Consider the following 4,847-nt stretch of genomic DNA (forward strand, 5'->3'; position numbering starts at 1 on the left):
GGGCGCCCGGGCGTCGAAGGGCGCCCGGGCGTCGAAGGGCACCCGGGCGTCGATCGGCGCGCGGGCCGCGAACGGGATCCAGGCCCTGAACTGGACCCGCAACGACGCGCTCGTGGCCATCGGGGCCGTCGTCGTGGACCTGATCGGCTTCTCGCTCGGCGCCGCGGAGGACGGCCGGCCCCTCACGGTGTCCGCCTTCGTCCTGGTGGTCCTGACCGCGCCCTGCCTGTTGGCCCGGCGGGTCAGGCCGGTGGCCGCGCTCTGCGCCGTCCTCGCCCTCGGCACGGCGCTGAACCTGCTCTCCCCGTCCGGCCCGCACTTCTCCGGGGGAGTCACCGTCGCGCTCTACTCCGTGGCCCGCGTGCGCGGCCCGGCGGTCACGGCGACGGCCGCCCTGGCGACCGTGCCGCTGACGGTGATCGGCCGGGGCTACGGCGAGACGACCTGGTCCATGGGCCTGCTCGGCAACACGGTTGCCGTCCTCATCGTCGTCGCCGCGGCGCTGCTGACGCGGCGCTGGCACCAGGAGACCGAGGCCAAGCGCACCCTGCTCGCCGAACGCGCCGTGGCGGACGAGCGGCGCCGCATCGCGCGAGAACTCCACGACATCGTGGCCCACCACATCACCACCATGCAGCTGATGGCCGGCGGGGCGCGGGCCAACCTCGCCCACGACCCGGAGACGGCGCGCGAGGCCCTGGTCACCCTGGAGGGCTCCGGACGGATGGCGCTGCGCGAGATGCGGCAGCTGCTCGACGTACTGCGGGCCGGCGAGGAACCGGAACACACCCCGCCGGCCCCGCAGCCCGGGACCGCCGACCTGGACCGGATCATCGCCGAAGCGAGGCTCGGCGGGCTGGAGACCGAGTTCACCGTGGACGGTACGGTCCGGCCGCTCCCGCCGGCCCTCGACCTGACGGTGTTCCGCATCGTGCAGGAGTCCCTGACCAACACCCGCAAGCACGCCGGCCGCGCCAGGGCCCACGTACGGCTGACGTATCTGCCGGACGAACTGACGGTGGAGGTCCGCGACGACGGGGCGGGGGACCGGCAGGTGCTTTCGCGGTCGGCGCCGCGCTCCGGGTACGGTCTGATCGGAATGCGCGAACGGGTCGCCCTGCAGGGCGGCACCCTGGAAGCGGCCGCCCTCGACGTCGGCGGATTCCGGGTCGCGGCGCGCCTCCCGGTGCCGTCCGGCCCGGCCCCGGGTGCGGGCGTGCCCGGGGGAGAGGGAGAGGAACACCGCGGATGATCCGTGTGCTCATCGCCGACGACCAGCCGCTCGTCAGGCGGGGCCTGGCCCTGATCCTGGCCCCCGACCCGGAGTTCGAGGTCGTCGGCGAGGCCGGGGACGGCGCCGAGGCGGTCGCCCTGGCGGAGCGGCTGCGGCCCGACGTGGTCGTCATGGACATCCGGATGCCGGTCCTCGACGGGGTCGAGGCCACCGCGGAACTGTCCCGGCTGGTGCCGCGGGCGCGGGTCCTGGCCCTGAGCACCTTCGACATGGACGAGTACGTGGTCGCCGCCCTGCGGGCCGGCGCCTACGGGTTCCTGCCGAAGGACATCTCCCCGGAGGAGCTGATCGCGGCGATCCGCACCGTCCACACCGGCGAGGCCGCGGTCGCGCCGCGCCTCCTGACCCGGCTGATCTCCACGTACGTACGGGCTTCCGTGCGGCCGGTCCCGAGGGCCGACGGCGTCCCGGCCGACCTCACTCCGCGCGAGCGGGAGATCTGGCACCTGCTGGCCACCGGGCTCGACAACACCGAGATCGCCGCAGAGCTGGACATCAGCGTCTCCACGGTCAAGAACCACATCACCGGCATCTTCGGCAAGCTGGGCGTTCGCGACCGGGCGCAAGCGGTCATCGCCGCTTACGAATCGGGTGTGGTGGCGGTCGCCGACGGCTCGCGCTGAACGCCAAGTCCCTTGGGAGGGACGGGAGGAGCCCGCGCGTACGGCTCTGACCTGCCGGAATCTGCCTGAATCCTGCCGGAACACTGGAGGATTCGCCCGTGCGCAACAGGGCACGTCCATGGCACAGTGCGAGCAGCCCAACCGCACGACCAGGGAGTCTTCATGCGCGATCCGCGCTCCACCCCGCTCGCGGCCGCCCCCGAGTGCCGGCGGGAGCCCAGCCCGCTGCCCTGCTGTCCGGTGTGCGACGACGCCCCGGAGCGGATCTCCTGGCGTCAGCGTCCGGGGGAGCCCGTGGTCCTGGTCTTCGAGCCCTGCGGCCACCGGCACGCGTCCCCGGCCGCCCCGATCCTGGCGGTCGACGTGCCCGACCCGGTCAGGGGCTCGGGACGGGTCCGCGCATGAGCTTGCTGATCCACTGGATCAGCCCGCCGTCGTACATGCCCGGGACGTACGTGTAGGCGTCGTGGCCGCCGCCCTCGTCGACGTGGAACATCGTCTTGACGGGACCCTTGGTGTAGTCCTTGACGAACTTCTCGATCGGCGGCCGGTTCTGGACGTCGCTGCCCTTGGTGCCGACCTGGAAGGCGAGGTCGACCTCGGGCCCCTTGCGGTCGATCAGCTTCTGCGCGAGCTGGGGCGGGCTGTTCTCCGCCTTCTCCTTCGGGTGGCCGTTCCACAACCGCGAGTCGGGCAGGATGTCGGGCCCGCCGGCGATCACCGCGCGGAACTCGTCGGGCTTCTGGAGCACCGACTTGAGCCCGGCGAAACCACCGGAGGAACTGCCCATGAAGGCCCAGCCGTCGCGTGATCTGATCGTACGGAACGTCGCGCGGACCAGGTCGGGAACGTCCTCGGTGAGCCAGGTGCCCATCTTGGGCTGACCGGGGATGTCGCTGCCGTCCCAGTACAGGCCGTCCTTGTCGGACCCCGGGTTCAGGACCGGCATGGCGAGGATGAAGGGGAGGCTGGAGCCCTCCCGGGACCATGTGGAGATGTCGGCCTCCAGCTTGAGGTCGCTCCCCATCCAGTAGTTCGACTGGTACCCGGCCCCGCCCGGCAGCGCGATCATCACGGGGAAGCCGCTGTGCGCGTACTTCGGGTCGTGGTACTGCGGCGGCACCCAGAGCCAGACCTTGCCCGTGAACCCGGACTTCTTCCCGGCCAGGGTGGTCACCATGACCTTGCTGCCGTCCTGCGGGATGGTGCCGGCCACCTTGAGCTCCGGCTCCGGTCCCGTGGGCAGCTCGGTCAGCGGGTCGGCGGAGCCGCCGCCCCGCGCCGCGGAGCCGGGTCCGTCGAGGTGCACGGTGTCGCCCACGTCGGAGAACACGTCGAAGTACGTCAAAGCCCCGGTGGCCACTGCGGCGGCCGCCACCAGCGAGATCGCACCCGCGATCCACCGCCGCCGCGGCGACCGGCGCCGGCCGTGCACGGAGCCGTGTCCGTGGCGGCGTCCGTTCCCGTTCCCGTTCCCGTGCCCGTACTGCGCCTCCCGGCGGGGGTCGTGCTTCATCGTCGTGCCACTCCTGAGCCCTGTACCCGGGCGGCCGGGTGCGGCCGCCACGCAGTGAGAGGACCCGATCGGCCCCGGGGTTCGCCACCAAAGGGTATGAAATGGGCAAACGGCAGGTCATGAGCGGTCGGATCGGGGGCCCGCCCCGCCGAGGCATGGGCCCACAGCAGTTCGTCGAGCACGGGCGCCTCGCTCTCGGTACCGGCGCCGCTCGTCGCACACTGGGCGTCCATCTGGGGGACGCATGCTGGAGACGGCGGGTCCGGACCGGCACACCGCATCCGTCCACCGGGAGCCCTTCGCCCACCCGTCGGGCGGAGTCGACGAGTACACCGACCTGCGTCCGGGCGCCGTGCTAGCCGCTCAACCGGGCGGGCCGGCTCGTCGGGCAGGTGCCGGCTGCTCCCGGTTGCTCCGGAGGGGCGGTCGGGGCCCGGTCAGATCGTGACCGGGCCGCGGGCGGTGGCGAACTCGACCGAGACCAGGCCCGGTTCCTCGTCCTCGACCCAGGTGACGTCGATCTGCTCGAGGGGGTGGTCGGCCGGTTCGCCGAGGAATTCGGCGATGGAGGCGGCGTCACCCGCGATGGAGACCCCGTGGATGGTGGTGGAGGTGCGAGGGTCGGCGCTCGGGCGTTCCTCGGCGGGGACCAACCACTCCAGGAAGTAGGGCAGTTGAGGGTCGTCCATCAGTTCCAGCAGCCCGATCTGCTTCCACCTCAGGTCGAACCCGTCGGGGCGGACACGGTGGCCCTCGGCCGAGGTGCGGCCGAGGCGGGCCTCGACCGGGGCGATGTCGTCGACGGAGACCACCCAACCGAGCCAGCCGCCGCCCTCGGCGGCGCGGCGCGCGACCGCCTGACCGAAGGGCGCGCGGTCGGCGGCGGGGTGGTCGAGTGTGGTGACGACCTCGACGTAGGTGCCGCCGCTCAGCGGGAGAATGAAATTGCGGGTGCCGAATCTCGGGTGCACCCCCCCGTCGACGAACCCGCCGCCGAGGGCCGATCCGATCCACTGGACGGTCGAGACGAAGCTGTCGCGGGCCACCGCATAGGACACGTGATCAAGTCGCACCGCGCCATCATCACCCGACGACCCGCACAAACCCCGACGCCACGCCCGCCGTGGATTCAGCGGTGGAGCGGATCGAGCACCGTCATCCCGGCGGGGGAGGCCCGGTCGAAGCCCGACCGCTCCCAGGCGGCAGCGAGAGCAACGCCGTCCAGGCCGGGAGCTGGTTCACCGGGCAGACGGACTCCAGCCCCGTCGGCGCCGGCCGCGCCCGCGCCTTCGTCGCGCCACACCCCCGGCCGGGATCCGCCCCCGCGGATCCCGGCCGCAGGTGTTGACAGGCCGTCAGTCGCGGAGCAACTTATATCGGGACACCGATATAAGTTCGGAGGTGCCGGTGACAC

At 72.5% G+C, this 4,847-nt stretch carries 5 protein-coding genes; 3 read left to right on the plus strand and 2 right to left on the minus strand.

The annotated features are described in order from the left end of the window. From ACWGDE_RS36165 to ACWGDE_RS36175, 3 genes are all read left to right on the plus strand, one after another. A partial coding sequence (locus ACWGDE_RS36165) for a sensor histidine kinase (protein ID WP_453393317.1) occupies positions 1-1,252 on the plus strand: 1,252 nt, incomplete at its 5' end. Beyond that, complete coding sequence (locus ACWGDE_RS36170; RefSeq protein WP_453393318.1) at positions 1,249-1,917, plus strand: response regulator; 669 nt, start codon at positions 1,249-1,251, stop codon at positions 1,915-1,917. The genes ACWGDE_RS36165 and ACWGDE_RS36170, both read left to right, overlap by 4 nt. Positions 1,918-2,079: 162 nt before the next feature. Beyond that, the gene (locus tag ACWGDE_RS36175; RefSeq protein ID WP_453393319.1) at positions 2,080-2,322 is read left to right on the plus strand and encodes a hypothetical protein; all 243 of its coding nucleotides are present in this window, start codon (positions 2,080-2,082) and stop codon (positions 2,320-2,322) included. Here ACWGDE_RS36175 and ACWGDE_RS36180 read toward each other — a convergent pair. Both ACWGDE_RS36180 and ACWGDE_RS36185 read right to left on the minus strand, forming a co-directional pair. Next, positions 2,294-3,433 carry an alpha/beta hydrolase gene (locus tag ACWGDE_RS36180; protein ID WP_453393320.1) on the minus strand — a complete coding sequence of 380 codons (1,140 nt, stop codon included), beginning with the start codon at positions 3,431-3,433 and terminating at the stop codon, positions 2,294-2,296. The two genes, ACWGDE_RS36175 and ACWGDE_RS36180, sit on opposite strands and share 29 nt — an antisense overlap. 437 nt (positions 3,434-3,870) lie before the next feature. Then, positions 3,871-4,506 (minus strand): VOC family protein, encoded by a 636-nt coding sequence (locus ACWGDE_RS36185; RefSeq protein ID WP_453393321.1) that lies wholly within the window; start codon positions 4,504-4,506, stop codon positions 3,871-3,873. Positions 4,507-4,847 lie beyond the last annotated feature (341 nt).

The organism is Streptomyces sp. NPDC054956 (genome assembly GCF_053609185.1).

Excerpts from the sequence above, each read along its gene's own strand:
- ACWGDE_RS36175 (WP_453393319.1), top strand. The coding sequence starts at position 2,080 with ATGCGCGATCCGCGCTCCACCCCGCTCGCGGCCGCCCCCGAGTGCCGG.
- ACWGDE_RS36170 (WP_453393318.1), top strand. The coding sequence starts at position 1,249 with ATGATCCGTGTGCTCATCGCCGACGACCAGCCGCTCGTCAGGCGGGGC.
- ACWGDE_RS36180 (WP_453393320.1), bottom strand. The coding sequence starts at position 3,433 with ATGAAGCACGACCCCCGCCGGGAGGCGCAGTACGGGCACGGGAACGGG.